The 26,427-nt window shown below is 66.1% G+C and carries 23 protein-coding genes and 1 pseudogene; 9 read left to right on the top strand and 15 right to left on the bottom strand.

Annotated features, from left to right (window positions below; all coding sequences use genetic code 11):
* Positions 1-13 precede the first annotated feature (13 nt).
* On the bottom strand, positions 14-886 hold the full coding sequence (locus tag OHA40_RS31005; RefSeq protein ID WP_330230361.1) for a TetR/AcrR family transcriptional regulator: 873 nt from the start codon (positions 884-886) through the stop codon (positions 14-16).
* A gap of 63 nt (positions 887-949) precedes the next feature.
* On the opposite strand from OHA40_RS31005, the gene OHA40_RS31000 reads away from it, so the two are divergent.
* Both OHA40_RS31000 and OHA40_RS30995 read left to right on the top strand, forming a co-directional pair.
* Positions 950-2,683, top strand: a complete 1,734-nt coding sequence (locus OHA40_RS31000; protein ID WP_330230360.1) for a right-handed parallel beta-helix repeat-containing protein — start codon at positions 950-952, stop codon at positions 2,681-2,683.
* Positions 2,684-2,901: 218 nt separating this feature from the next.
* A complete protein-coding gene (locus tag OHA40_RS30995; RefSeq protein ID WP_330230359.1) occupies positions 2,902-3,147 on the top strand; it encodes a hypothetical protein in 246 nt (81 codons plus the stop codon).
* Positions 3,148-4,011: 864 nt separating this feature from the next.
* On the opposite strand, the gene OHA40_RS30990 is transcribed toward OHA40_RS30995, so the two are convergent.
* The 8 genes from OHA40_RS30990 to OHA40_RS30955 form a co-directional block, all read right to left on the bottom strand.
* Positions 4,012-4,407, bottom strand: a complete 396-nt coding sequence (locus OHA40_RS30990; protein WP_330230358.1) for a hypothetical protein — start codon at positions 4,405-4,407, stop codon at positions 4,012-4,014.
* A 188-nt stretch (positions 4,408-4,595) separates the two neighbouring features.
* Positions 4,596-5,471, bottom strand: a complete 876-nt coding sequence (locus OHA40_RS30985) for an MBL fold metallo-hydrolase (protein ID WP_330230357.1) — start codon at positions 5,469-5,471, stop codon at positions 4,596-4,598.
* 29 nt (positions 5,472-5,500) lie between these two features.
* Positions 5,501-6,271 (bottom strand): SDR family NAD(P)-dependent oxidoreductase, encoded by a 771-nt coding sequence (locus OHA40_RS30980; RefSeq protein WP_330230356.1) that lies wholly within the window; start codon positions 6,269-6,271, stop codon positions 5,501-5,503.
* Positions 6,268-7,707 carry an MFS transporter gene (locus OHA40_RS30975; protein ID WP_330230355.1) on the bottom strand — a complete coding sequence of 480 codons (1,440 nt, stop codon included), beginning with the start codon at positions 7,705-7,707 and terminating at the stop codon, positions 6,268-6,270. The genes OHA40_RS30980 and OHA40_RS30975 overlap by 4 nt, the downstream gene beginning before the upstream one ends.
* A 50-nt stretch (positions 7,708-7,757) precedes the next feature.
* Complete coding sequence (locus OHA40_RS30970) at positions 7,758-8,939, bottom strand: thiolase family protein (protein ID WP_330230354.1); 1,182 nt, start codon at positions 8,937-8,939, stop codon at positions 7,758-7,760.
* Entirely contained in the window at positions 8,939-10,429 is a 1,491-nt protein-coding gene (locus OHA40_RS30965; protein WP_330230353.1) for a CoA-transferase, read from the bottom strand. Before OHA40_RS30965 ends, OHA40_RS30970 begins: the two co-directional genes overlap by 1 nt.
* Positions 10,426-11,160: a 3-oxoacyl-ACP reductase FabG gene (fabG, locus tag OHA40_RS30960; RefSeq protein WP_330230352.1), complete on the bottom strand. Its 735-nt coding sequence runs from the start codon at positions 11,158-11,160 to the stop codon at positions 10,426-10,428. The genes OHA40_RS30965 and fabG overlap by 4 nt, the downstream gene beginning before the upstream one ends.
* A complete protein-coding gene (locus OHA40_RS30955; protein ID WP_330230351.1) occupies positions 11,153-12,226 on the bottom strand; it encodes a LacI family DNA-binding transcriptional regulator in 1,074 nt (357 codons plus the stop codon). The genes fabG and OHA40_RS30955 overlap by 8 nt, the downstream gene beginning before the upstream one ends.
* A 1,410-nt stretch (positions 12,227-13,636) precedes the next feature.
* On the opposite strand from OHA40_RS30955, the gene OHA40_RS30950 reads away from it, so the two are divergent.
* Complete coding sequence (locus OHA40_RS30950; protein ID WP_330230350.1) at positions 13,637-14,704, top strand: dTDP-glucose 4,6-dehydratase; 1,068 nt, start codon at positions 13,637-13,639, stop codon at positions 14,702-14,704.
* On the opposite strand, the gene OHA40_RS30945 is transcribed toward OHA40_RS30950, so the two are convergent.
* Together OHA40_RS30945 and OHA40_RS30940 are read right to left on the bottom strand one after the other, a co-directional pair.
* Positions 14,701-15,630: a class I SAM-dependent methyltransferase gene (locus tag OHA40_RS30945; RefSeq protein ID WP_330230349.1), complete on the bottom strand. Its 930-nt coding sequence runs from the start codon at positions 15,628-15,630 to the stop codon at positions 14,701-14,703. The genes OHA40_RS30950 and OHA40_RS30945 overlap by 4 nt on opposite strands.
* 137 nt (positions 15,631-15,767) lie before the next feature.
* On the bottom strand, positions 15,768-16,238 hold the full coding sequence (locus OHA40_RS30940; protein ID WP_330230348.1) for a MarR family winged helix-turn-helix transcriptional regulator: 471 nt from the start codon (positions 16,236-16,238) through the stop codon (positions 15,768-15,770).
* Between the two features lie 96 nt (positions 16,239-16,334).
* On the opposite strand from OHA40_RS30940, the gene OHA40_RS30935 reads away from it, so the two are divergent.
* From OHA40_RS30935 to OHA40_RS30925, 3 genes are read left to right on the top strand one after another with little or no spacing between them, the layout of a single operon-like run.
* A complete protein-coding gene (locus tag OHA40_RS30935) occupies positions 16,335-16,997 on the top strand; it encodes an NADPH-dependent FMN reductase (RefSeq protein WP_330230347.1) in 663 nt (220 codons plus the stop codon).
* A 12-nt stretch (positions 16,998-17,009) separates the two neighbouring features.
* On the top strand, positions 17,010-17,963 hold the full coding sequence (locus OHA40_RS30930) for an alpha/beta fold hydrolase (RefSeq protein ID WP_330230346.1): 954 nt from the start codon (positions 17,010-17,012) through the stop codon (positions 17,961-17,963).
* A 43-nt stretch (positions 17,964-18,006) separates the two neighbouring features.
* Positions 18,007-18,423, top strand: coding sequence for an SgcJ/EcaC family oxidoreductase (locus OHA40_RS30925; RefSeq protein ID WP_330230345.1), 417 nt, complete (start codon positions 18,007-18,009; stop codon positions 18,421-18,423).
* Positions 18,424-18,725: 302 nt separating this feature from the next.
* Here OHA40_RS30925 and OHA40_RS30920 read toward each other — a convergent pair whose 3' ends face one another.
* Complete coding sequence (locus tag OHA40_RS30920) at positions 18,726-18,848, bottom strand: hypothetical protein (RefSeq protein ID WP_330230344.1); 123 nt, start codon at positions 18,846-18,848, stop codon at positions 18,726-18,728.
* A gap of 54 nt (positions 18,849-18,902) precedes the next feature.
* Between OHA40_RS30920 and OHA40_RS30915 the strand changes: the two are divergent.
* Positions 18,903-19,283: pseudogene (locus OHA40_RS30915) on the top strand (transposase); the annotation flags it as partial.
* 386 nt (positions 19,284-19,669) lie between these two features.
* Here OHA40_RS30915 and OHA40_RS30910 read toward each other — a convergent pair.
* Both OHA40_RS30910 and OHA40_RS30905 read right to left on the bottom strand, forming a co-directional pair.
* Positions 19,670-20,347 (bottom strand): response regulator transcription factor, encoded by a 678-nt coding sequence (locus OHA40_RS30910; protein ID WP_330230343.1) that lies wholly within the window; start codon positions 20,345-20,347, stop codon positions 19,670-19,672.
* 37 nt (positions 20,348-20,384) lie between these two features.
* On the bottom strand, positions 20,385-21,602 hold the full coding sequence (locus OHA40_RS30905) for a sensor histidine kinase (RefSeq protein ID WP_330230342.1): 1,218 nt from the start codon (positions 21,600-21,602) through the stop codon (positions 20,385-20,387).
* A gap of 270 nt (positions 21,603-21,872) precedes the next feature.
* Between OHA40_RS30905 and OHA40_RS30900 the strand changes: the two genes are divergently transcribed.
* Together OHA40_RS30900 and OHA40_RS30895 are read left to right on the top strand one after the other, a co-directional pair.
* Positions 21,873-24,029 (top strand): MMPL family transporter, encoded by a 2,157-nt coding sequence (locus OHA40_RS30900; protein ID WP_330230341.1) that lies wholly within the window; start codon positions 21,873-21,875, stop codon positions 24,027-24,029.
* 113 nt (positions 24,030-24,142) lie between these two features.
* The gene (locus OHA40_RS30895) at positions 24,143-25,126 is read left to right on the top strand and encodes an NAD(P)-dependent alcohol dehydrogenase (protein ID WP_330230340.1); all 984 of its coding nucleotides are present in this window, start codon (positions 24,143-24,145) and stop codon (positions 25,124-25,126) included.
* 422 nt (positions 25,127-25,548) lie between these two features.
* Here the strand turns inward: OHA40_RS30895 and OHA40_RS30890 are convergent, their stop codons facing one another.
* Positions 25,549-26,097 carry a TerD family protein gene (locus OHA40_RS30890; RefSeq protein WP_330230339.1) on the bottom strand — a complete coding sequence of 183 codons (549 nt, stop codon included), beginning with the start codon at positions 26,095-26,097 and terminating at the stop codon, positions 25,549-25,551.
* Positions 26,098-26,427: the final 330 nt, after the last annotated feature.

Here is a 26,427-nt window from a genome sequence, read left to right as displayed (position 1 = left end):
TCGATGTTCGAGCTCAGCCTTGGCGGGCTTTGCGTTTCCGATATGCCTGCTGGCGGCAAGACGCTGAACAGTACATCCGTGGTCGTCCGGAGGCGGAGCGGTCCACCGGTGTGCCGCACACGACGCAAGCCTCATTATTGTCACTAGTTTCGTAACGCTGATGGATCAGTAGTTCGATGCCGTCCAGTAGCCGTGCGAGGCCGAACTCGAAAGGGTTCTCCGGCAAGCCGAAACCGCCCTCTTCCCACAGACGAGTGAGCGTGGGGTAATCGTCCAGTTGCTCGAACAGGGTGTCACGGCTGGCCCACCAGTCCTCGTCGCTGATTCCGCTGTGTCGTTCGGCCTCGGCCGACTCTTGGAGTAGCAGTGCTTCGGAGTCGACGAACCGGCCGACGAGGCCGACCACGGCGATCACCTCGGTAGGAAGCAGCCCGGTATCGGCGACCGCGTCCAGCATCTGCTCATAACGCGCGACCGTGTGCGGTCCGGGCACGCGGCGGCCGCGCACCTGCGCGAGCCAGGGATGGCGCCGACGCAGCTCCCAGGCATTTCTCGCGCACGCCTCCAGTCGTATCCGCCAGTGATTCCCTTCGGGCGGGGCTTGATCGGTCTCCGTCTCGCCCGCCACCGCATCGCACATCAGGTCGACGAGCTGTGCGCGTCCGGGCACGTGCCTGTAGAGCGACATGGTGGTGAAGCCCAGTCGTTCGGCCACCTTCCGCATCGACAATCCGGTCAGCCCCTCGACATCGGCCAGCTCGATGCCCGCATGCACGATCCGATCGAGGCTCAGCCCCGGCCTCGATTCCGGTTTCGGTCGCGTGCCCCGTGCGCGCCACAGCATTTCCACCACATGGTCGGGATCTTCGGTTTCGCCTTGCGTCATAACACCCTCCTCCGTATAGGGTATACACCTTGTGTACGCCATAAACATCAAGAGGTGAAACCCATGCCTGAACTGTTCGTAGACCCCCTCGGAGACGACTCCGCGCCGGGTACGCGTGACCGTCCCTTCGCGACCCTCGGCCGTGCGCAGGTCGCGGCCCGCACCCTTGCCGCCGAGGTCATCGTCCAGCTCAGAGACGGTACGCACGTGCTGAACGAACCTTGGGAACTCACCGCGGCCGACTCGGGAAAGGTCGTCTACCAGCCCTACGGGTATGGCACCGCCGCGCAGGAGAAGGCTGTCGTCAGCGGTGGCCGCCTCCTCACCGGATGGCGGGTGGACAACGGCGTCTGGCTGGCCGAGGTGGGTCATCTGAACACCCGGCAGCTGTACGTGAACGGCCGCCGAGCCGAACGGGCGGGGGTCGACGGCCTGCCCGGCCGGGTCACCATGACCGAAACCGGCTATGTCACAGACAGCGCCGAGCCACTGTCGTGGCACAGCCCGGGCGATGTGGAGTTCGTGCACCGGGGCGTCTACCCGTGGACGGAGGCGCGCTGCGGCGTCGCCTCGGTCTCGGCCAGCAACGGCGGCACTGTGATTACCATGGCCCAACCCGCGTTCGGACGCGCACTGGCCCTGTACAACTCCACCTGGGAAGGTCAAACCTCCCGGGGCCCCGGCCTGCCGACCCACGTCGAAAACGACTCCGCCTTCCTCGCCGAGCCCGGCACGTTCGTCCTGGACCGTTCACATCCAGGCCGTCATATCGTGCGATACCTGCCCCGGCCGGGCGAACATCCGGACCGCACCCCGGTGGTCGCGCCGGCCCTCGAGACGTTGCTACGCGTCAGCGGTGTAAGTGGTGTCACATTCCGGGGGTTGACGTTCGCCGACGCCACCTGGCTCCGACCGAGCGGCCCCGAGGGCTTCCTGCATTACCACGGAAGCGGCTTCTATGCCGGCGGCCCGGTACACTCCGTTTCGCTGGGGGAGGGCATCGGCTCGGTCACGGTGCCCGCTGAGTCCGCGACGATCCCCGCCTGCCTCGTGCTGGAGGAGGTATTCGGCGTACGGATCGAGGACTGCAATTTCACTCGGTTGGGCGCCACCGGGCTGGGGATTTCCGGCGGTGCGGACGTCACGGTGCGCGCATGTGACTTCGACACGCTTTCGGCCGGGGCCCTGGTGGTCGACGGCAGCAAATCCACCCTCGTGGAGAACAACCGGGTCCACCGCGTCGGCCTGGAGTTCTCCGGATCGCCGGGCATCGCACTGACCGGGACAATCGGGTGCACGGTCGCACACAACCATATCGCCGACGTGCCCCACTGCGGCATCGTCGCCGGCCCCGGCCGGAAAACCGCCATCCTGCGCAACCTCACCACGGGCACCATGCAGGTGCTGGCGGACGGCGGAGGCATCTACCTGGCCGGCGAACAAGGCGACTCCCACGGATCGGGCGCAAACATCCAGGGCAACGTGATCGAGGACACGCGCACGCCCTACAACTTCGGCCTCTACATCGACTACGGCGCGACCTGGGTGACGGTCGAAGAGAACGTCGTCGTCCGCGCCGACAGCACCGCCATCCTGCATGTCTCGCCGCCGCTGGACAATGTCGTCTACCGAGGCAACTTCTGGGACGTCGACCCGATCGGCGCGGACGCCCCACCCCCCGGCGTCACCTACGAGGACAACACCACGATCACCGATCGAACCGAGCCCGAGGCCATGACCGCAGTACGCGCCCGAGCCGGACTCCTACGCAAGCCCCCCACCGCCGCGTCCGCCTGATTCGATACCGGGCCGGCCACCGCCGGCCCGGTACTGAACCGTCCGGCTCTGTCCCACTCTTTTCGGTGGTAACCGGATTCCGGTGTATGCCAGCAGGATTCGGTGGCAGAGGAGCTCGAATCCGCGCGGCCGTATATCTGTCGTTTGATCATCTTTGGTGTCGACGCCTTCGACGGGACCGTTGCTGAAGGCAGGGTCAACCCGGCGACCGCGGCGTCGTGGTTCTGGTCGAGGCCGGTGAGGAACGGACGGAGTTCAGTCAGGTCGGCTCCGCGGACCTGCTTTATCCAGCTGTCGAGGTCGCCGCCGTGACGTTCGGTCATGAGCTGGGCGGACTCGCGAACCAGGCTGGCCGGCGCGGTCATCTCCGGGCAAGCAGTGGCGATCTCTTCGAGGTGGGCGCGCCGAGTGTCGGGCAGATCGGCGGGCAGGGTCAGAATCCAGCTGGCGACACGTCTGGGTGAGAGCGTGATGCGGTCGCTGTTGAGGCGACCCTGGTTGATGTAGCGGTAGAGCAGGTTGAGTCCTCCGGTGTAGCCGAGGGCTTGGATCTCGTCGAACAGTTGCAGGACCGGGACCCGGGGTCGGCGGCGGCGCGGCGGGCGCGCAGATGGTCACGGTAGGGGTCGACCCAGGCAGGGTCGGTATTTGCGGTGGGCGGCGCAGGCGGTCGGGTTCGGGCGCGCGAGCGTAGAGTTTCGGAGCGCGGGTCCCGGGGACCGAGTTCCTCCGGAAGCTGGTGCAGGTACCGGGTCGCGAGTTCCGTCCGGGAGAGTGCTGCGCATCCGGTGGCAACAGGCGAATTCCTCGATGATGTGGGCGACCTCGAACAGCATCGGTAGCCCCTGGCCCACACGCAAAGCTGACCCGCCCCTGGAACGTATATCGGTTCCTGCACCGTGTTCGGATCTGGAAGCTGTCCATGTGGCCTTTACCAGTGACGATCCCGGCAGGAGTTCTTCACCATCCAGCCCTGGCATGTGCGCGGAACCTCATCGTGGTCGGCGACCTGGAACAGCTGCCGCCGGTCACGAACGACCGCACCGCCCCTCCTCCGGCACCCGATCCGGCCTTCGAGTACCGGCGCAGCATCCTGTCCTCGGTCATCGAACGCTACAGCGATCAGTTGCCCCGGGTGATGCTTCGTGAACACTATCGGTGCGATCCGGACATCATCGAGTTCTGCAACCGGAAGTTCTACGGCGGCCAGCTGATTCCGTATACGCGCAGCACACCGGGTGTCGCCCCGATGACAGTGGTGCGGACCGCCCCCGGCAACCACATGCGCCGCACCTACGGTGACGACGACCCGAAGTCGTGTGCCTGGGTCAGCCCGATGAGCCGCTCTCGAGCCCGCCCGCTGATCCGCTCGGTAGCCGCAGGCGGGCATCGGGAACCCCGGTGCCGTTCGGATCGAGCATGCCGTCTTGGTGTGCGTACGGGCTCTGGCCGGGCGGCGCCTGCAGGGTGGTGACGTACTTCCAGAGACCGTCGGCCATGGCTGCTCCGCCGAGGACGAGCGTGCCGACGACGCCACCGGCGCCGGCGAACGCGAGGATGGCGGCGGGGGTGGTGGCGAGACAGCCCGGCCCCACGACGAGGCAGGAGCCGAGGCCGATGGCGGCACCGACCAGCGCGCCGAGTACGGTGCCGATGATCGTGCCGATGAGGGGGCCCCTCGCCATATTGTCGGCGAAATCGTTGAAGGCCAGTTGATTCTCCATCGGGGACGCGACCGGACGCGGCGGGTCCAGTGCGATCCCGGTGCGGTCAGGGGTGAGCGTGAGGGTGTGCCGTCCCCGGAGATCTGCTCCGGCTCCTGATCACCCGAGGATCGGTCGATAACGGCTACGTCGCGCGCCTCACCAACGCCACGACGGCAGCCCTCGCTGCCGCCGAGTGACCCACGCCGTCAGTCGAATTCGATCTCGGAGACACCGACGGCGACCCGCCGGACGTTCTGGATTCGCTGATCGATCCGGTCCTGGGCCCGTTGGAATCTCTCGGGCTGTACGTCGACACCCGGCATCACCCAGACGGGCCACTCCGGGTCTCGGTCGAAAGCGAGCGACGACATGTCGGGGTTCATTCCGGTCACGGTGAGCCGGTGTTCTCGCGTGTATTCGATCTCGTTCGCCGAGGTGAGTCGGAACGGCCGATCGTGGCCGGGGTAGATGACGTCCGCGAGATCGAGTATTCGCTCGATACTCTGGTTGGCCTTGTCCTCGTCCCAGAAGACCAGGGGGTTGCGCTTGGTCTGTGCGACATATGCGAAGTGCAGTGCGTCGCCGGTGATCGCGGCCCGACCGTGCTCGGTCTCGATCAGCACGCCGATGCTGCCGATCGAGTGACCGCACATCTCGACGACCCGGACACCGGGAATGATCTCGTAGCCGTCGGCGACTTCCTCGATCGGGAGCTGCTCGAGCACGAGCCCCGTCCACGACGGCGTCGCCCAGTCGTTCGCATGTGGCATGTGGGCGTATCTGCGCTCATCGCGATGTATCAACACCGTTGCGTTAGGGAACATGTCGATGTTCTGGACGTGGTCCCAGTGGGAGTGCGTCAACACGACCTTGTCGATGTCGCCGGGCGTCAAGCCTCGTTCGGCCAGGGCGTTATTCAGGATCGGCCTGCGGCCGACGTGCGCGGCATCGACCAGGATTCGCTCGGTCGCCCCTTCGGTGTCCTGCCCTTCGATGAGGAAGACGCCGCAGAATGCGGGATGACCTTGATCCGTTCCGATCGGAAAGCCCGGCAGCAGGATGTCCAGTCTCGGGTTCATCATCGTGATGTCCTTTCGTTCGTGCATGTCACTCAATGCATGACAAAGCCGGCGGCGACGTTGATGTCTTGTCCGGTGATTGCTGCCGAATCGGCCGAAGCCAGGAACGAGACCACGGCGGCAACCTCGGCCGCCGACACCAGCCTGCGTAACGGGATGGAGCCGACCACTTCGTCACGTACTTCCTGTTCCGGCCGCATCTCGACGGCCGAACGGTTTTCGAAAACCCAGTCGAGCCGCGCGCCGGCCACGTAGCCGGGCGATACGAGATTCACCCTGATGCCGTGCGGACCGGTCTCCGCGGCCAAGGTTCGGGTGAGGCCGATCAGGGCTGTCTTGCTCGCCGCATAGGCCGTGCGGCCGAGCAGCGGATGCTTTCCGGTGATGGAACCGATGTTGATGATCGACCCGCGGTGCTGCGCGATCATGCCCGGCAGGAACGCTCGGCAGCACAGGAATGTGCCGAGCACGTTTACCGCGAATGTCTCCTCCCACGCCTCGGGAGCGATGGTCCATAGGTCGCCTACCGGTCCTCCGACACCGCTGTTGTTGACCAGGACGGTTGCCGGTCCGACTCGTTCTTCGACCTCGTCCCGGAGGGCGTCGACGTCACTCGTCAGCCGGACATCGGCCCGCGTTTCGAACGCGCGGCCGCCGTGCCTTTCGATGAGCCGACGTGACTCGTGCAGAGCATCCGGGTCGCGCCCGGCGAGTACGACGGTGTGCGAGCGTGCGAGCCGGAGCGCGATCTCCCTGCCGAGGCCACGCCCGGCACCGGTGACAACCGCGACCGTGGCGGTCATTCGACCGCCTCCGATCCGATCGGCGCGGCCGTGGCGAGTCGGCGTGGTCCTCGGCGCAGACCCGCGTCGATTTCATCGATGGTGCGGCCCTTCGTCTCGATTCCGAAGACGGCGAAGACCACGGCCGCGCCGGCTGTGCAGGCCGCGAACAACAGGAACGCCGGTGTGATGGCGTCCGTTGTGGCCATGGGGGTCACCAGGTTGCCGGAGCCCGCGATCAACGCCAGCAGCATCGGACCGCCGATGCGGCCGAGGCTGCCCACACCGAGCGCCGAACCCATCCCCGACGCGCGCAGCCGCGTCGGCCAGACCTCCGCGGCATACGGGCCGACGATGGCGAATCCGCCGTCGGCGAAGAAGAAGGCGCCCAGCATCATGAGGTAGAACAGCGAGACACCCCAGAGGGTCGGCTCGGTCGAGCCGAACGCGGCGGCGATGAAGAACGGTGTCGACGCCGTGCCCAGCAGGACCCCGGACATCCGGCGGCCGATCCGCTCGGAAAGGTAAGCGAACAAGGCTCGGCCCGCCAGACTTGCCACGCTCATGAAGATGAAGAGAAAGGCGGCGCGGGCCGGGGTAATGCCGAGGGTGAGCACCAACAGCGAAGGACCCCAGAACAATACGCCGTAGGCCGCTGTGGTGATGGTCAGGTTGGTCAGCCAGCTCACGGTGAGCGCATGTGGGTAATGGAAAAGCTCTCGCCAGCGCGGCCTTGCGGTCTGCTCCGCCGGTGGCAACTCGACGTCCTCGGGAGCCAGCTCGACGGCCCACGCGATCGACTCCCGCGCCTGCTCCGCGCGTCCCTGGCTCATCAGCCACCTCGGCGACTCGGGGACGACCTTGCGGATGTACAGCGAGAGCAATGCGGGCAGCAGTCCGATGAGCACCAGACCCCGCCACCCGAGCGTGTCGCCGAGGAGCGCGGTCGACAAACTCCCGAGAAGCAGTCCCGCCGGGATGAACATGGTCACCAACCCACCGAGCTGACCGCGGCGCCTGGCCGGGACGAATTCCTGAACGAGAGGAAGGTCCACCGCGTACAGGCCGCCGACCCCGCATCCGACGACGAAGCGCAGCAGCGACAGAAACAGCCATCCACCCTCGGGAACCAGCGCCATGGCTCCTGTCGCTACCGAGAACGTGACCACCGTCCACATGAAGACCTTGCGCCTCCCGATACGGTCCGCGATGTATCCGCACAGCACCGCGCCGACGAGGAAACCCACGCCGGAGGTGAGCAGGATGACCGCCGTCTGGCCGAAGGTGAGGTCCCACGTGGAGGTGATGATCGACAGAATGAATCCGAGGAGGAAGTAGTCGAAGAATTCCATCATGTCGGCCAGCACGGCCGCCGCGACAATCTTCTTCTGCCGCAGGGTTATCGGGTGTTCGTCGATGATAGAGACGAAGTGATTTTCTGGTGTCGGGCCTGGCATCCTTGCCATCCCCTCTCGAGATCAGTGATGTGGAAAAGAGAAATCGGCGGTCAGCCGACGCGAAAAATGGCGGCGAGGGCTTGGCCGCCGCCGATGCACATGGTCACGAGACCGTGCTCTTTTCCGGTACGCCGCAGGTTTTTCAGGAGCCGTATGGTGAGGATTGCGCCCGTGGCACCGATCGGATGCCCCCAGGCGATAGCTCCGCCCAGCGGATTGACAAGTGCGGGATCGAGTTCGGCGTCGCGGATGACGGCGACAGCTTGCGCGGCGAATGCCTCGTTGAGCTCGATCCAGCCGATGTCGGAGAGGGTCAGCCCGGACTTTTGGAGCACGCGCCCGATTGCTGTGGTCGGCGCGTAGCCCATGATCTCGGGCTCCACTCCGACTTTCGAGAAGGCAACCAGCTCGCCGAGGACCGGCAGCCTTCGGTCCCGCGCGACGGCGGCCGTTGTCATGACGACAGCTGCGGCGCCATCGTTGATTCCCGAAGAATTGCCTGCGGTCACCGTGCCGTCGTCGGCGAATGCTGCCCGCAGATTCGCCAGTTTCTCCACCGTGGTGCCCGGCCGCGGGTGTTCGTCGTCGGCGACGACCCGTGCGCTCCTCCGCCCGGCCACGGTGACCGGAACGATCTCGCCTTCGACCAGCCCGGCTTCGAGTGCGGCACCGGCCCGGCGCTGGCTTTCGGCGGCGAATTCGTCCTGCTCCCTTCGGTTTACACCGAACCGGTCGGCGACTCGTTCCGCGGTCACGCCCATCGGATACTGGCCCCATGGATCGGTGACCAGTGACCGGGTGCCGTCTACGAGCAGATGGTCGGCGAGGCGGTACCCGTCCCTCGCTTGAAAATCCAGAAATGGTTGGCGAGACATGTTCTCGTTCCCTCCGGCCACCGCGATCGCGGCATCGCCGCCTTGCAACTCCAGCGCCGCGGAAATGATGGACTGCAGCCCCGATCCGCACAGCCGGTTGACGTTCATCGCGGTCGAACCCGCACGCGCCCCGGCAGCGAGGGCGACCCGCCGGGCGTTGAAGGCATCCGGGCCGACCTGCCCGACACAGCCGATGACGAACTCGTCGACCTCATCCACCTGGATGCCGGCACGGTCGGTCGCGCCGCGGACTGCGGTCGCGCCGAGTTGGTGTGCCGGCACGTCGGCCAGCGCGCCGCTGTAGCTACCCACCGGAGTTCGGGCACCGGCAACCACGACAGGGGGGGTGAACATCATTACTCCTTGGATTCGGACGAACGCTCGAGTGAGTCGGTGAGGATCGGAATGTTGCGCAGGACATCGCCTGTTCCGACGGACGGATCCAGGTCGTGCACGACCCACCCGGCCGCGGTCAGCCGCAACGTGACGTCCTCGGTGGCGAGATACACCTGCTGGTCCTTGGCCAGCGCGGCCTGCCCGCTGAAGGTCGTGTGATCGACGTGATCGACGAACTTCCGGTTGCGCCCGCCCGCGGAGAGCAGGAAACAGATGCGGCGGGCGCCGTCCAGGATGTCGATGAACCCGCCGCATCCGATCACTCGGCCACCGAGCACGGAGACGTTGACATCGCCGGTGCCGCTGACCTGCCCCGCACCCATGAAGGCGATATCCGCGCCACCGCCGTTGTAGAAGTCGAACTGCGCCGCGTGCCCGATAATGGCACTGGGGTTCCTGGCGGCACCGAAATCCGTACCGCCGAGTGGTAGTCCGTCGTAGACACCCGACTCGATGGTCATCGTCACCTGATCGAGCAGGCCGGCCCTGGCAAGCGCGCCACCGATGGTGTCGCCGGGGATTCCCGTCCCGACGTTGATCACATCGCCGGGTTCGACGAGCCGCGCACCCCGTTCGCCGACCCGCGCCCGCTCGCGGGTCACCGGCGTGGACGACAGCGCCGCCGATAGCTCATCGACAGTGGCGAACCCGGAGACCAGCGCGCGGTCCAGCGTCGCGGAATCCGTCTGGCGGTGACCGGTATCGACGTCGTCCACCGGGACGATGTAGTCGATCAGCGTCCCGGGCACGCTGACCTCACGCGCAGCGATCGCGCCCCTTGGCACGACCTGTTTGGCCTGGCAGATCACGAACCCTCCGCTGTTACGCACCGCCTGGGCAAGGGAAAGGGCGTCCAGGCCCGAAGCCTCCTCGGACTGGCTGGCATTGCCTGCCTCGTCGACCGCCGAGGCCCGGAGAATCCCGACATCGATCGGGAACGACTTGTAGCGCAGGTAATCCCGGCCATCCAAGGTGACGACATCCACGTACGTATTCGGCGCGATCATGCCGCGAGCGGAATGATTGATCCGGCCACCGTCGACACGTGGGTCCACAAAGGTCGCGATGCCGACGGTGCTCAGGTTGCCGGGCCGCCCGGCGGCTATAGCGCGGTACAGCGTCGACAACTGCCCCTGAGGAAGGCACACACCGGGTACTTCGTCCCCGCCGAGCAAGGCGCTCATCCGCGGCGCAAGACCCCAGTGCGATCCGACGACGCGGGCGACAAGGCCGCGGTGCGCGAAGTGGTCGAGACCAGCAGCCCGGTTGGCCTGCCCCGATGCGTGCACCAGGGTCAGTCCGTGTGGGCGGCCGGACTCGAGGAACGAACGCTCGATTGCCGCGTACACCTCCTCGGCGACACCCATCATGGTGAATCCGTCGACGGCAACAGTGGAGCCCTCAAGGATGAGATCCGCGGCTTGCTCGGCGGTGACGATGCGTGGGCTCATAGCGTGTAGCCGCCGCCCACCGCGATGACCTCGCCGGTGACGTACTCGGCGGAGTCGCTGGACAAGAAGGCCACGACCTCGGCGACGTCCTGGGGAACACCGGCGCGCCCGAGTGGGATCCTGTCCAGCTGGGCCCGATAGATCTCAGCGGGAAGACCACGAGTCATGTCCGTGTCGATGAAGCCGGGGCACACCGCGTTCGCGGTGATGTGAAACCGAGCCAGTTCCTTGGCAACGGAGCGAGTCAGGCCGACGACACCCGCCTTGGCGGCGGCGTAGTTGGTCTGGCCGATATTGCCCATCCATGAGGCAGACGAGATGTTCACGATGCGGCCGTATCCGTGTTGGCGCATGTGGCGGCCGACTGCGCGAACCGTGTAGAACACGGCGGACAGATCGACCGCGAGCACGGCATGCCACTGGTCGTCGGTCATCTTGTGCAGCATCGCGTCTCGGTTGATGCCAGCGTTGTTGACCAGGATGGCGATCGGACCGACACGATCCTCTGTGTCTTCGACGACGTCGTCGACCGCGGCGCGGTCGCCGACATCGAGTTCGATCCCGATGCTGCCGTTGCCTGCCTCGCGTGCCGTCGCGGCCGCCAGGTCACCATCGATGTCGGCAGCCACAACGGTGTCGCCGCGCGCCGCGAGCGCGGCGCAGATCGCCTGCCCGATACCGCGTCCCGCGCCGGTGACCAGCGCGATCCGGCGGCCAGGTGTGTCAGCCATCGTAGGGCTCCTTTCGTACGCAGCCGCAGGTCCGGCCGATCCGGAGCTGATGACGGCAGATAGTGGCGGTGTACTTTCGTGGCGCGGCCTCGATGCGGCGAAGCAGCAGCGCCACCGAGCCGCGCGCCATCTGCTGCCGGGGCTGGGTCACCGTGGTGAGGTCGACCAGCGGAGACGTCGCGAGCGGAAGCCCGTCGAAGCCGGTTACCGCGAGGTCGTCGGGAATACGGAGGCCCGATCCGAGCGCGGCCGCCATCACGCCGAGCGCGATGGCGTCGCTACCGCATACCACCGCTGCGGGCTGCTCGGGTAACCCGAACAGGTGCTCGGCCGCGGCACGTCCGCCGGCCTCGCTGAGCTGTGTGCTGATCCGCCAGGCTGCGGGCAGACGCATGCCGCGCTCGCGGGCAACCTCTGCGAAGACCTTCTCGCGGGCGGCGGACGCGCTGGATGCCCGCGGCCCGACGACGACGGCGATAGTCGGATACCCGTGTCCGACCACGTGATTCATCAGTTCGCGAGCGGCCGCAGCGTCGTCGATACCCACATAGTCACCGGCTACTTGCGGAATGCGGCGAGACAGTTGGACGTAAGGGATGTGGGCGCGGCGCAGCTCCCGGATGGCCTCCGCATCGTCACGGCGCAACGCGGTGAGGACAACGCCATCTACCTGACGCTCGATCATCACGCCGACCAACCGTCGCAGTGTGTCCGGATCGTCCTTGGTGTGCCCGAGCAAAACCTCGTATCCAGAAGCATGAGCAGCGTCTGTGACGCCGGCGGCAAGCTCAGGGTAGAAGGGGTTGGCGATGTCTGCGAGTACCAGCCCGATGACGTTGCTATGCCCGCGGCGGAGGCTGGCGGCAAGGGCATTCGGCTTGAAACCGAGTTCGTCGGCCAGCTCCAGCACCCGCTTGCGGGTGGCTTCCGAAACGCCCGGCTTGCCGTTCATCACGTAGGAAACCGCCGCGCACGACACTCCGGCCGCACCGGCGACGTCGGCGGCCGAAACGCGGCGTAACCGCTGATTGCCGATTTTCGCTCCCGGTCGCTGCCGGTTCACCATCTCAGGTCCTTTCGGCCGAAGGTCTTGCTCAGCAAAGACGATAAAAGGTGGTGATTCGTTTAAGCAACGTTAAGCAGAGTCATCGACAAGTCGCCCACGCGATAGCTGGGCTGAATCCAACCGAGCGTGAATCGCGGCCAATCACCAGGCCCGCCTCTGCGTTTCGCGCAATATCCGTCGGCGGATATTGTGATCCGGGGAAATCGCCGTGATACTCTGCACCTACGAAGCAGCGTTTCGGCGCGTGTCTCGAAACCCCTGAACGCATCGCATTACCTTGCAGCACAGTCACTTTCGGTTGACGGCTCTTCACAGGTAGGCGACCGAGTAGCAGCCGTCATAGGCTTGATGCCGATCGAAGAAAGATGACCTCCTGCTGCGACAGCCCGAACCGGGTAGAAGTTGCGAGGCCGTAGTCCGCGAAATAGAGGCGCCGACCGTCGGTCAGGATGTTCCCGAAGTGGGTGTCGAAGTGCAGGAGGCCGCGACTGCTCATGAACGAGATTCCAGTTTCGAGGTTCTTTTCCACCATGGCGCAGGCCCGGTTTGGTGGCCTCGTCGCGGGCGTCCATCTGCTCGTCCAGCCACTGGTGCAGGGTCTGGGGGATGTACTCCCGGGAACAGTGCCACGCTCGCGGAGGACTGCCGGATATCCTCGATACGGTGGCGCACTTGCGGACCGTCGCCCCAGTAATCTGCGCTACCCGGCTCCCGACCTGCTGCGCATTAAGCGCGTCGAACAACCGGTCATCGGGGTCGGTCGGGGCGGACGAGCGTCCGGCTGGCTGCTTGTCGGCTGCCGCCCCGTTGGCGGGCGATTCGGCGGCGGCGCAACCCTGTGGCCTGCCAGGTGGCGTACCGGCGACAGGCCGCCACGACCGAGCGGATGGCCAAGACACGGGTATCGAGGTCGGCGTCGCGCCGATCGTCTGTGTCGCCGGTGGGCGCGAGGGCGGCGGGGTCGGCGTGGTGTAGCGGTCGGCGAGGTCGGCCAGCCAGCGGCATTGCCGGGCGAGGGATTCCCACGGCGAGGTCATGCGCGCTCGGCCGTCCAGCTGAGCATGACTTCGTCCGGGTTCTGTTCCTCGGCGAGCGCCTTTACCACGTGGACGTGACCGGCGAAATCATCGCGCTCAGCCGTCTCGACTGCCTGACGTACAAGATCGGCGTGTGGCCGATTGGGGGGTGGCCGTGCGTATTCGGGACCAACTGCAGACGGCCGCGACACGCAGCTGGTCAGCAACGTCCGCCATCTGCTTCGGGCGGTAGACGCCAGCGGGGTCTCGGATCCTCTCTTCCGAACTGACCAACGGAGTTGGAGGCCGTGTTGGTGTTTGAGCGCCGGTTGACTCGGAGTGCGCAACCTGCTCACTCTCATCTTGGGGCGGGTCTGGGCTAGGCTGGGCAGCCATGTCCGTCTACCTCGTGACCGGCGCCGCGGGCTTCATTGGCGCGAACTATGTGCACCACCTGCTGGAGTGGGAGCCGGACGCCCAGGTGGTGGTGGTGGACTACATCGGCTTCGCTGGCAATCTGGCGAACCTTGACGCGGTGATCGACCGCATCGTGTTCGAGAAGGCCGATATCGCCGACCTCGAGGTGATGGAGGCCCTCTACCGTCGGCACCGGCCGGATTTCGTGGTGAATTTCGCGGCGGAGTCGCATAACGATCGCGCGATTCTGGGTCCGTCGTCGTTCATGCGCAGCAATGCCCTCGGCGCGCAGGTGATGGCGGAGTGCAGCCGTCTGGTGCCGGTTCGTTCGCATGTGCACGTGTCGACGATCGAGGTGTACGGGGAGTTGGCGGTCGGGGACAAGTGGTTCACCGAGCGGTCGGCGTTGAACGCGAAAACGCCGTATTCGGCGGCGAAGGCGGCCGGGGATCAGATGGTGCGCGCCTACATGCAGACCTATCCGGAGATGAATATTCGGATGACGCACTGCGCCAACAACTATGGCCCGTTCCAGCTGCCGGAGAAGTTGATCCCCCTCGCTGTGACGAATGTGCTGCGCGGGAAGAAGGTGCCGGTCTACGGCGACGGGTTGCAGAGCCGGGACTGGCTGCACGTGGCCGACCACTGTGCCGCGGTGCATCGGGTGCTGCATGCCGAGCTCGACCCGATCCCGGCCGCGGCGGCGACCGACCCGGGGCTGCTGCCGATCTTCGATGTGTCCGCCCGGTTCGAGGTCACCAATATCGACATCGCCGCGATGGTGGTCACCGCACTCGGGCTGAGTCCGGACGAGTGGATCGAGCACATCCCGGATCGGCCGAACCACGATCGCCGGTATCTGATCAATCCGGACAAGATCGAGTCGCAGCTGGGTTGGGCACCGACCCATGACTTCGCGAGCGGGATCGCCGAGACCGTCGCCTGGTATGTCGAGCACCGCGCATGGTGGGAGCAGATCATCGCCGACAAGGGCGAGCTCGGCTTCGACTGGAGCCAGGTCGGTCCGGCGGCGACCCCGCGCTAGGTGTGGGCGGTCAACACTGTGTAGCCCTTCGGGTCGCGCCACGGTCCGCCGTGGCGGGCGAACCAGTCGCGTACCTCGCCGCCGATGCTGTGCGCGATCTGCTGACGGTGCGGTGAGTCCTCGGGGACACCGCACGCGAATCGGGCGAGCACGTCCGCATACCGGAGCACGCTCCCGGGGGTAGGAAAGAGCAGGGCGTTGTCGCGCCGCCACACGGTGGCATGCCCGAACTCGATGCGCATCAACTCGGCGGCGGAATCAACGTCCAATGGCGTAGCCGTGGTCGGTGCACTGGCCCATATCTGCGTCGCCGGGCGCGTCGCGAACCCGTGCCGGGCGGCGTGTTCGGCGACGAGGGCCCGCAACCGGGGCGCGGTGGCCGTCTGGTTGAGGGTGACAGCGACCCTGCCTCCGGGGCGGGTCACCCGATGCATTTCCGCCAGGCCCGCCGCCGGATCGGACAGGTAGTACAGCAAGTGCATCGCGGTCGCGCGATCGAAATCGGCGTCTGGAAACGGCAAATGCAGTGCATCGGCTTGGAAGGCGTGCAGGGTGTCGAGCGCGGTGACCGCAGCGACGGCGGCGGGGTGGATATCGGTTCCGACGAGACAGCCGCGGTGCCCACTGTCTCGGACAGTGCGCAGGAATTGTCCTGTGCCGCAACCGATATCAACGATTCGTTCAGTGCCGGAGAGTGCCAAGCTGGTCCGGACGTCGGTGCTGAGTGCCGCGAATTCCTCCGCACCGCCGTCCCGCCACGGGTAGGGAAGCACCGCGGTCCCGGCGCCGACTGCTACCGATACGGCTGTGGTGAACGACAACACATCGACTACCACCAGCGCCGCGCTATGCGGGCCCAGCGCTCGGGCGCCGGCCTGGCCCCACTCGACCCGGATACCCGAACCCGACTGCACAACCCAATCCACGATGTTCACCCTATGACTGGAGAGGCCATGGTGAGAGTGGTTGCACCTGAGTCTCGACCGGATCCAGGACGGTTCATTTCAGTATGTTGTCCCGCACTCCGAACAGGGTCCATGGCCGCTACGTCGTGGCACGCGCATCAGTTCGGGCCTTCTGCAGGGACATCAATCAGTCTCAGCAGCAATGCATTGAGTTGGGCTTGTTCCTGTTCGGTCAGGTTGCGTAGCAGTTCGTTCTGGGCCGCGTTGACGACAGCATCGAGTTCGAGCAGGACCTTGGTGCCTGTCGAGGTGATTTCGACGATATTGCGTCGGCCGTCCGTCGGGTCGGGGATGCGGCGGGTGACTCCCTCGCGTTCCATGCTGTTGAGCGCCGATACGGCATCGCCGCGATCGATTCCCAGTCTGCGGCACAGTTCGGCCTGGCTGAGCGGGCCGTACTCGGTGAGGCCGGCGAGGATGGCGTATCGCATCCGCACGCCTGGGCGGTGACCGGCCTTGGCGGCGACCACACGCTTGGACCGGGCGGCGGCGTGGTTCAGCAGCCACGATGTCAATCCCCGCAACCGCGCCGGTGGGTAGGGCGCCGGGTCGGGTGTCGGCTCGTCCACGCAGGAAAGCTACCACATTCGTTGGATACCCAACGAATGTTTGATATCGTTGGAACTCCAACGATCAACGGTTACGTGACTTGGAAGGGATATGCCATGACCCGAATAGCCGTCATCATCGGAAGCACCCGGCCGGGCCGGCGAGGACCGATGGTCGCCGAATGGGTGTACAAGCTGGCGTCCCAACGGACCGACGCGACCGTTGATCTCATCGACTTGGCCGACTATGACCTACCGCATCTCGATGAGCAGGTGCCTGCCGCCATGGGGTCGGACTACGCCAAGCAGCACACGCGGCGATGGTCGGAAACGATCGCCGCGTACGACGGGTATGTCTTCGTGACACCGGAATACAACCACGCGATCCCGGGTGTGCTGAAGAACGCGATCGACTTCTTGTATGCCGGGTGGCGGAACAAATCCGCGGGCTTCGTCGGATATGGCCTGCTCGGCGCCACCAGGGCTGTCGAACAGTTGCGGTTGATAATGGCGGAGCTGCACATCGCCGACGTGCGTGATCAGATCGCCTTGTCGGTGTTCACGGACTTCATCGACGGCGCCGACTTCGCACCGGCGGAGCACCACGAGCCCGTCTTGCGACGCATGCTCGATCAAATCATCACGTGGGCCGATGCCTTGGCGCCGCTGCGTGCGGATGTCCGGTCGCAGACGCGACCTCCCGATCACCGACCCGGTCACGCGGATGGAGCCCAGGACCGAAGAACCAAGCCGTTTTGTAGCCGAGGGATTTTGGAATGAAGAGGAGAACCGGTGCCCGAGATAGTGCACAGATACCTGCAGGTCGGCACCATTCGTATGCACATCGCCGAAGCGGGGACGGGGCCGCTGGTGGTGCTGCTGCACGGCTTCCCGGAGTCGTGGTATTCGTGGCGCCACCAACTGGTGGCTCTAGCCGCTGCGGGGTATCGGGCCGTGGCACCCGATCAGCGCGGATATGGGGAGACCGACCGGCCGGAGGCCGTTAAGGACTACACGATTCTGCACACTGTCGGTGACGTCATCTGCCTGATCGACGCATTGGGGGAACAGCAGGCGGTAGTAGTCGGCCATGACTGGGGCGCGGGGGTGGCCTGGCACAGTGCCTTGATGCGGCCGGATCGGATCCGGGCGGTGGTGGCGCTCGGGGCGCCCCAGGGACCCAGGCCTGCGGTCCCTCCGCTGACGACGATGCGGGCGGCCGTAGGGGACAACTTCTACATCGCATACTTCCAGCGCCCCGGGGTCGCCGATCGAGAGCTGGCGCAAGACCCGCACACCACAGTGCGTCGAGCGCTACACGGTGCGTCGGGTGAAGGCTATCCGTGGAATCCGGTCATACCGTACGGCGGCGGACTTCTGGACACCTGGCCCGAGCCGAAGCAGCTACCGGAATGGCTGTCCGAAGACGATATCGGAGTCTACGCAGCGGATTTCGCACGCACAGGATTCACGGGTGCACTGAACTGGTTTCGCAATGTCGACCGGAATTGGGCGCTCACTGCGGCCTGGCAGGGCGCCGTGGTACAACCGCCCGCCCTTTACATCGCCGGGGACCGAGATACTGCCGCGGCGCTGCCCGGTGCACACGAATTGATCGCGGGAACCTCGCCCCTGGTGCCCAACTTGAAGTCGGCCGTCGTGCTGCCCGGATGTGGTCACTGGACCCAACAGGAACGGCCCGCCGAGGTCAATGACGCAATACTCGCTTTTCTCAATGCTCTGTGACACCAGAGCGCACCCACCCGAAATCACGACGAATGGAGTGAAGATGTCCGACCGACCCAGTGCATTCAGCGCTGTGGCCGATGAGACCGATGCCGAGCAGTTACAGGAACTGATCGCCGGAATTGTGGAAGGCTTCAACCGCAAAGACGCAGAACTCCTCGACGCCCGGTTCGCTGCCGATGCGGTTCTCGTCGCCCCCGACGGCCGGATGGTCCGTGGATGGGACGAACTGTTCGCGTACCACACAGAACGTCTGGCCCACGCGGTCGTAGACTGGTCGACCGATATTTCGATTCTCTCCGTAAACCAACTGAGCTCTGACGTGGCCGTCGTTCATGTCCGGCAAGACACGACGACCCCGGATCGGGCATTCAGTAATCACGGCACGGTCGTCACGATCGAACGGGACGGGAAATGGTGGATCGCCGCGTTCCACAACACCACAGTGTCGATCCAATAGGCCGCCGGGAAAGCGCACCTACTGGTGGGCGCGTTGGCGCATCCGAGTGTGCGGCGGTGGCGCTGGTGCCGGGCGGCAAAAGCACGCTCATCGGCTACTTAATACTGCAACGACACTCAGGTGAGTCGATGGCCTCGGCGTCGGTAGTGGGATAGGCGGGCTTGGTGTTGTCGGCGGCGGCGCCATCGCGACCACGCCCAGACGTGGCCGGGGTCCTCGCGGCAGGGCAGGACGAGGGCGATCAGTAGACGCCGGATCCCGGGTAGTGTGAAAGCGATCATGTCTTCGCCGGAGTCGGTGAGTCACCCTTTGCGGCAATGGCTTTCGCTGCCGACGGCCAGGGCGAGGGTTGAGTCCAGCAGGATGGTGTACGACCAGACGCCAGCAATGTTTGGGCGTGTCGTAGCCGGATAGAGGGTGGTCACCGCGTGATCCTTCAACAGACCTACCAAGTCACTGAAGGAAGAAAGTTTCACGCGATGACCGCTGTCCAGCCTATCGACCCGTCCAAGATGTTGTCGGAACAACTCGCCGTCGCGAGCCCGGATCTGCTGCGCGACATGATGTCCACGTTCATCCAGGCGATGATGAGCGCCGAAGCCGGCGCGATGTGTGGCGCCGGATACGGCGAACGCTCCGAAGAGCGGGTCAACAGCCGAAACGGCTACCGCGACTTCGACACTCGTGTCGGCACGATCGACGTCGCGATCCCCAAGCTGCGGTCGGGCAGTTACTTCCCGGACTGGCTGCTCGAGCGCCGCAAACGCGCCGAACGCGCCCTGACCTCGGTCGTGGCAACCTGCTACCTGCTCGGCGTCTCTACCCGTCGTATGGAGAAGCTGGTCGAATCACTCGGTGTGATAGGGCATGAGCAGACGCTCCTTCCAGGAGGCTGGGTAGCCGAAGTGCCACTGCATGATCGAGAGTTCGGGTGTGGCTGGATCCGGATGGTCACGAGGACTACCGGAAGACGGCGGACACCTCGGTGCACCAGGCCGACGCCCGGCGCCGCACCTTCGCGGGCACTATCCGGGCGAGACGCTGCGCCACCGGTCGTGGGCGCTCGGGCTTTCTGATCAGGTGTGGTGTGATCGGGTCGTCGTCGAGGTCGACGCGGTAGGTGTCGCCGTCGGGGTTCGGTCACGTCGATGTGCCTCGAGCACGACCCCGCCAATCAACCTGACCAGGTGGGTAGTCAACCACAAGAAGATCCAACGCTGGTGGCCGGATGAAGGCTTCCGGGTGGTCAATGACCGATGCTGTTGTCGCCTGCTTCGACCAGGCCGCTCTCGTAGGCGAAGACGACGATCTGGGCGCGGTCGCGCAGGCCGAGTTTGGTGAGGATGCTCGAGACGTGGGATTTGACCGTCGCGGCTCCGATGAACAGTTGCGCGGCGATCTCGGCGTTGCTGGCTCCGCGCGCGACGGCGACCATGACGTCGCGTTCCCGGTCGCTGAGCCGTTGCAGGCGGCCTGCGACGGCGGTGTCGACGGTGAGACGACGTGCGAACCGGCCGATCAAGCGGCGAGTGATCGAGGGCGCGAGCAGCGCCCCACCGTCGGCCACGGTGCGCACGGCCGCGGCCAGTTGGTCGGCGGGCATGTCTTTGAGTACGAAGGCGCTGGCGCCGGCCCGCAGTGCCCGGTAGACGTATTCGTCGGGGTCGAATGTGGTCAGGATCAGCACCCGGACGTCCCAATCCGCCTCCGCCATGATTGTGGCGGTCGCCTCGAGTCCGTCCATTTCGGGCATGCGGATGTCCATCAGGATCACGTCCGGACGATGCCGGTGCGCCGCCTCGATCGCCTCGAGTCCGGTCCCGGCCTCGGCTACTACCTCGATGTCGGGATGGATCTGCAGCACCATCGTGAAGCCGGTGCGGACGAGTGCTTGATCGTCGACGACGATGACGCGGACACTCATGCCGGGGTATGTTCCGGCGCGAGTGGTCTCATGGAACTCACGACTGCGCCCCTCCTGTGGGTAGTTCGGCGAGCACTCGGAAACCACCGCCGGGTCGTGGCCCCGCTTCGAGGCTGCCACCCAACAGTAGGGCCCGTTCGCGCATGCCGATGATCCCGTGACCAGCCGGGCGCTTGTCGATACTCGGCCCAGGTCGTGTACCGCGGCCATCATCGAGCACTTCAATCGTGATGCCCTGGCCACACGGGGTGCCGCGCAGGTGCACTTCGGTCCGGGTCCGCGGGCCGCTGTGCTTGAGCACGTTGGTCAGCGCTTCCTGCACGATGCGATAGGCCGACAGTTCCACGCGAGCCGCCAGGGGGGCTCGGACGTTGTTGGTCGTTACCGAGATATCGAGGCCCGCCCGGCGCACCTCCTCGACGAGACCGGGAAGGTCGGAAAGGCCGGGTTGCGGACCGAGCCCGTCATGATCGAGGTCCGGCCGCAGCACTCCCAGCAGATGGCGCAGTTCGTCCAGCGCTTGGCGCCCGGCGTCCTCGACCGCGGCCATCGCCTGGTGGGCCGCTTCGGGGTCGTGGGTGGCCACGACCTTGGCAGCTCCCGCCTGCACCGTCATCATGCTCACTCGGTGGGCGACCACATCGTGGAGTTCGCGGGCGATGCGGGTACGTTCCTCGGTGCGGATTCGGTGTTCCTCGTCGGCTAGTTCCCGGCGCAGCCGCTCGGCGCGTGCGGCGCGCAGACGCACCCGGCGGCCGATGTACCACGCCAGTTCCATGGCGACGAGACCGGCGATGATCTCCGCCCAGGCGGAGTGCGCGAGCAAGCCATCGACGGTGACTACGACAAAGGCACCCGCGACACCGGCATAGCCCCATCTCAGCTCGCCGGAATAGCGCCCCGCGCTGTACAGCGCGACGAGCGCCATGCCTCCGAAGTCGGGATAGTCGGTACTCGACGCCACGACCAGCCAGGCCAGCAGTGCCGCCGCCAGGACCGGTAGGGGTGCGCGGCGGCGCCAGCACAGCGCCGCGCCCGCTGCGGCGAAGACCAGCAGCACGGCGACCGGTACGGATCCGATCGAGCGGAAGGCGATGGCGTCACCGGGCGCGTCCACGATGTGCACGGCCAGCAGGAACATCGTGACCGCGAGGATCGCGTCCGAGATGCGTGGCCAGCGGGTGAACGGACCCCGGAACCCCGCCGGCGCGCGGTGCGGCGCACGCGAGGACCGGAGCGCAGCGCGGTCGGTCATCGCCCCGAGACCGGACGGCTGGTGTTGCGAGATGAGTCGATGCGCACCAGGCAACGGTAGGCCACACCGGGACGGGCGGTCATCACACTGCGTGCGGATACCGCCTCCGCCGCTAGGAGGAGGACCGCGGCATGACAACCCGACGCACGGGGGGCAAGCGAATCCCCTGGCGGCGGGCGACCGCGCAGGTGCCTGCCGCCCACGATGGAACCCGTTGTCCAGCAAGTGCCTTCGGAACAACCGGCGGCCAACGCCCAGGAGCCCGTGATCATGAACCGACTCACCCGCCGCATCGGCGACGTCAGTGCCCGCCGACCATGGGCCACCATCGCTGCCTGGGTGGCAGCCGTCGCCCTCGTGCTGACCCTGGCCGGGACTGCGGGCGGCGCGTTCATCGACGACTTCGTCGCGCCGGGCAGCCAGAGCGAAAAGGCGATGGAACTGCTCGAGCAACGCTTCCCCGAAGCGGCCGACGGCAGCGCCATGGCTGTTTTCGCCGCGCCGCCGGGGGAGCGGCTCGACCGGCACCGATCCGCCGTCGATGCCGCGGTCGCCCAGATCGCCGACGTGGACCACGTTGCCGCGGCGGCCGACCCGTTCACCACGGGCACAGTCTCCTCCGACGGGCGGATCGGATTCGCCGAAATCACCTTCGATCTGCCGTCGACCGATCTGGGGCCGGAAACACTGGCCGCGCTCTTCGCGGCGATGGCGCCGGCACGGGACGCCGGCCTCGCGGCGGAACTCGGTGGTGAGGCGGCGTTCATCAACTCCGATACCGAGACCTCGGGTGCGGAGGCCGCCGGTGTGCTGGCCGCGCTGATCGTGCTGGTTGTCGCATTCGGCACCATCGTGGCCGCACTACTTCCGATAGCGCTGGCCCTGATCACGGTTGCCGCCGGAGTCGGTGGCATCGTAGTACTGGCCGCCGCCCTGGACATCTCCTCGGCGGCACCGACGATCGGCGCGATGATCGGCCTTGGTGTCGGCATCGACTACGCCCTGTTCATCGTGGCCCGCTACCGCGAGAACCGCGCCGCAGGCCAGGACAACGCGGCAGCTCTGTCCAACGCGATGGGATCCGCGGGCTCTGCTGTGCTGTTCGCGGGCGGCACCGTCGTCGTGGCCATGACCGCCCTCGTGCTGACCGGTGTCGGATTCCTGACCTCGATCGGCCTCAGCACCTCGCTGGTGGTACTGCTTGCCGTCGCGACCGCACTCACGTTGTTGCCTGCGCTGCTGTCACTGCTGGGCGACCGTATCGAGGCGGGGCGCCTGCTCGGCCGCAATCGCCCCGCCGAGCAGCCGACCGGCACAGGGTGGTGGCGCTTCGCCCACCGGATCGCCGGGCGGCCGTGGCCGTATCTGGTCGTCGCCGCAGCGGTTCTCCTGGCGCTTGCCGCCCCGGCCTTCAGCATGTATACCGGCTTCCCGGACGCTGGTGACGACTCGACGAACACCACCCACCGCCGCGCCTACGACCTGCTGGCCGAGGGTTTCGGGCCGGGCTTCAACGGCCCGCTGTTGCTGGTCGCCGATCTGCGCAGCACAGGAGTCGATGCCGGGAACATCCCTGCCCTGGCCGAGCGCATTGCCGCCGACCACGGGATTGTGTCGGTGGGCGTGCCCCGGACCTCGCCCGCCGGGGACACGATCGTGCTGTCGGCGATACCCGCCACCGCTCCTGCGGACGCGGCGACGTCGGACACCCTGCAGCGCATCCGCGACCTCCTCCCGGACAACGTCGCCATATCGGGCCTGACGGCCATGACCGACGATCTCACCGAACGGCTGGACGAAGCCCTGCCGGTCTTCGTCGCCGCGATCCTGGCCGCGTCGTTCCTGCTGCTGATGGTGGTGTTCCGCTCCCTCGCGATACCGCTGAAGGCGGCGGTGATGAACCTGCTGTCGATCGGCGGCGCCTACGGCATCGTGGTCGCGGTGTTCCAGTGGGGCTGGTTCGCCGCCGTATTCGGTCTGGAAAGAACCTATCCGGTCCCCTCACCGATGCCGATGATGCTTTTCGCCATCCTCTTCGGCCTGTCCATGGACTACGAAGTGTTCCTGCTCTCGCGTATCCGCGAGGAATTCGACGCCACCGGCGACAATGCCGAGTCGGTCGCGCGCGGGTTGGCGGGCACAGGCCGCGTGATCACATCCGCCGCGCTGATCATGACCGCAGTGTTCCTCGGCTTCGTCGCGAGCCCGTCGCCACTGGTGAAGATGATGGGTCTGGGGCTGGCCGCCGCGATCGTGCTGGACGCGACGATCGTCCGGATGGTGCTGGTACCCGCCACCATGGCATTGCTGGGCCCGGCCAACTGGTGGATGCCCCGCCGGCTCGACGCGCTGCTACCGCGAGCGCGCAAGCACGATACCGAGCCGCTACCCCGCACTGCGCCGCTGCCGGTCACCGAGCGCAGCTGACGCTCCCCACCGAAACCGCTTCGGCCCCTGGCTATTTCCGCTGTACAGCGCCCTCCCGGTGATCGGAAGCGCGCGATCAATGGCTCGACAATCCCTAGGAAGGTAAGGAACGCATGAAAGCGATCGTTCACGACGAATACGGTGCACCGGACGATGTTCTCGAACTCCGTGACATCGACGCTCCGACGCCGGAGGACAACTCGGTACTGGTCCGCGTGCACGCGACATCGGTGAACCCCGCCGACTGGCACTTGATCAGAGGCATTCCCTACATCGCCCGCTTGCAGGTGGGACTGCGGCGACCGAACAACACAGTGCCCGGCTGCGATGTGGCAGGGCAGGTGGAAGCGGTCGGCGCGAACGTCACCGGATTTCGGCCCGGAGACAAGGTATTCGGAAGCCCGTTCCTGCGCGGCTTCGGTACCTTCGCCGAATACGTCTGTGTGCCAGAAGATCTCCTGGCACCCAAACCGGAGAACCTCTCCTTCGAGCAGGCCGCGGCCGTACCATTGGCCGCGACCACGGCCCTGCAGGGACTGCGTGATCACGGGCGGATCGGTCCGCGCCAACACGTGCTGATCGTCGGCGCGGCGGGCGGTGTCGGCACATTCGCCGTGCAACTCGCCAAGCACTGGGGCGCCGAGGTGACCGGTGTGTGCGGCACCGGAAATGTCGAGCTGGTTCGATCCCTCGGCGCGGACCACGTCATCGACTACACCCGAGTAGATTTCACCCGCGGCGGGCAACGCTATGACATCGTCTTCCAGTTGTCCGGAACCCGCGCCCCGTGGCACTACCTGCGTGTACTCACCCCCGGCGGCACGCTGGTGCTGGCCGGCGGCGACTCCGACGGCCGCTGGATCGGCGCTGTGGATCGCCTGCTCGCCGCTCGCCTGATGTCTCCATTCGTGAGCCAGCGCTTGACGAGCCTCACGGTCGCTCCGAACGCGGCGGATCTGGTGATGCTCCGGGATGTCATCGAGGCGGGCGAGGTGACCCCAGTCATCGACCGCAGCTACCCCTTGGACGAACTGCCCGCTGCCATCCGCTACCTGGAGCAGGGGCACGCCCGCGGCAAGATCGTCATAGCGCGGTGAACAGCTCGAATCCCCGTCGGTGACATGACATCCAGCGGTGCGCCGATGCCGCACCCGGCACGCCCCTGATGGTGGTGGCCCGAGGGCGTCCGGGACCCGGTTGCCGATGCTCGGCCAGATGCGAGATGGGATCGGACTGCGGTCAACGCTGCCCCACACTGCGGAATGCAGGCTACTCGCGATCCGGAGCCGAGGCCGAACGTGGTTCACATCGACGCGACCGGCAGCCGGATAACGAATCGCGCTCCGCCACCAGATGTCCAGGTTCAAGGTCAAACGCGACAAGCACCGCAAACCCTTCCCACGACAACAGAATCCGACCGATGCCATAACCATCGCGCCACACTGGCGCACCACCTCGACCACCCCGGCGGCCAGGAAGGCGTCTCGCAGACCGAAACATTAAGTCACTGGTATTGAGGCTAGGCCAAGAAAGCTGCCAACTGAGGCACTGCCTCGACAGGGTGCTGGGCCCGGATGCCCTCGCAGATCGACTCGAATTGCCAGCCGCCGCTCGTGCGAAGCACCCGTCCCATCACCATGCCGGTGTTTTCCCCGTGCGCGCTCAGATCGTATCGAGCGATCTCTGTGTCGGAGGCACCGTCGACCATACGACAGAACGCGTTGTCGATTTGGCCGAAAGGTTGTCCGGAGTATGAGGTTACGAGAAAGATCATGCTGGTGGCCTGTTCGGATAGGCGCGTGAGATCCACGGTGATCACCTCGTTGTCGCCTTTGCCTTCGCCTGTCGTACTGTCGCCGAGATGCCGTACCGCGCCATCCCTGGAGATGAGCTGCTCGTGATAGACAACATCCATGATTCTGTCGGCGGCGAACACCAAGGCGGAGGCGTTGAGATCGATATCCCGGTCCCGCATACCGAAACCGCGCCGCCGGACCGGATCCCACCCGAGCGCCATACGGATGAACTGGAGCTCCGCGCCGCTGTCGTCGGGCAGCGAAATCACCATGGAAGAGCCTCCTCGCACCGGCGACCGTGATATCGAGAGTGACCGCGCCGCCGAACGGTCCTGACTATCAACATTACGGTCGGGTGGGGAATGACATCGGAGAACAGCACGTGATGAGCCGGGCAACATGAACGCCGTCCGCCTGGTCCGTGCTATCCCGGCGCTCTGAGTCGCACGTGGAAAGTATCCTGCCGCAGATTCTTTCGAGGCCTCGCCAATGAGTTCCACGTTTGGGGGAGGCGGTATGGCGACGGCGACGCTGGTCGTGCGGCCCGTGCGGCCGCCTGCCGACGACGGCCCTTGGCCGCCGGTGGACGGCTATTCCGGTGG

The sequence above is a fragment of the Nocardia sp. NBC_00508 genome (assembly GCF_036346875.1).
Taxonomy (GTDB): Bacteria; Actinomycetota; Actinomycetes; order Mycobacteriales; family Mycobacteriaceae; genus Nocardia.
The sequence above is the reverse complement of the archived record's forward strand: the minus strand, read 5'-3'. Positions and strand labels throughout refer to the sequence as shown.

Coding starts and splice junctions, on each gene's coding strand:
- OHA40_RS31005 (WP_330230361.1), bottom strand. CDS start 886: ATGACGCAAGGCGAAACCGAAGATCCCGACCATGTGGTGGAAATGCTG.
- OHA40_RS31000 (WP_330230360.1), top strand. CDS start 950: ATGCCTGAACTGTTCGTAGACCCCCTCGGAGACGACTCCGCGCCGGGT.
- OHA40_RS30990 (WP_330230358.1), bottom strand. CDS start 4,407: ATGGAGAATCAACTGGCCTTCAACGATTTCGCCGACAATATGGCGAGG.
- OHA40_RS30985 (WP_330230357.1), bottom strand. CDS start 5,471: ATGATGAACCCGAGACTGGACATCCTGCTGCCGGGCTTTCCGATCGGA.
- OHA40_RS30980 (WP_330230356.1), bottom strand. CDS start 6,271: ATGACCGCCACGGTCGCGGTTGTCACCGGTGCCGGGCGTGGCCTCGGC.
- OHA40_RS30975 (WP_330230355.1), bottom strand. CDS start 7,707: ATGCCAGGCCCGACACCAGAAAATCACTTCGTCTCTATCATCGACGAA.
- OHA40_RS30970 (WP_330230354.1), bottom strand. CDS start 8,939: ATGATGTTCACCCCCCCTGTCGTGGTTGCCGGTGCCCGAACTCCGGTG.
- OHA40_RS30965 (WP_330230353.1), bottom strand. CDS start 10,429: ATGAGCCCACGCATCGTCACCGCCGAGCAAGCCGCGGATCTCATCCTT.
- fabG (WP_330230352.1), bottom strand. CDS start 11,160: ATGGCTGACACACCTGGCCGCCGGATCGCGCTGGTCACCGGCGCGGGA.
- OHA40_RS30955 (WP_330230351.1), bottom strand. CDS start 12,226: ATGGTGAACCGGCAGCGACCGGGAGCGAAAATCGGCAATCAGCGGTTA.
- OHA40_RS30950 (WP_330230350.1), top strand. CDS start 13,637: ATGTCCGTCTACCTCGTGACCGGCGCCGCGGGCTTCATTGGCGCGAAC.
- OHA40_RS30935 (WP_330230347.1), top strand. CDS start 16,335: ATGACCCGAATAGCCGTCATCATCGGAAGCACCCGGCCGGGCCGGCGA.
- OHA40_RS30925 (WP_330230345.1), top strand. CDS start 18,007: ATGTCCGACCGACCCAGTGCATTCAGCGCTGTGGCCGATGAGACCGAT.
- OHA40_RS30910 (WP_330230343.1), bottom strand. CDS start 20,347: ATGAGTGTCCGCGTCATCGTCGTCGACGATCAAGCACTCGTCCGCACC.
- OHA40_RS30905 (WP_330230342.1), bottom strand. CDS start 21,602: ATGACCGACCGCGCTGCGCTCCGGTCCTCGCGTGCGCCGCACCGCGCG.
- OHA40_RS30900 (WP_330230341.1), top strand. CDS start 21,873: ATGAACCGACTCACCCGCCGCATCGGCGACGTCAGTGCCCGCCGACCA.
- OHA40_RS30895 (WP_330230340.1), top strand. CDS start 24,143: ATGAAAGCGATCGTTCACGACGAATACGGTGCACCGGACGATGTTCTC.
- OHA40_RS30890 (WP_330230339.1), bottom strand. CDS start 26,097: ATGGTGATTTCGCTGCCCGACGACAGCGGCGCGGAGCTCCAGTTCATC.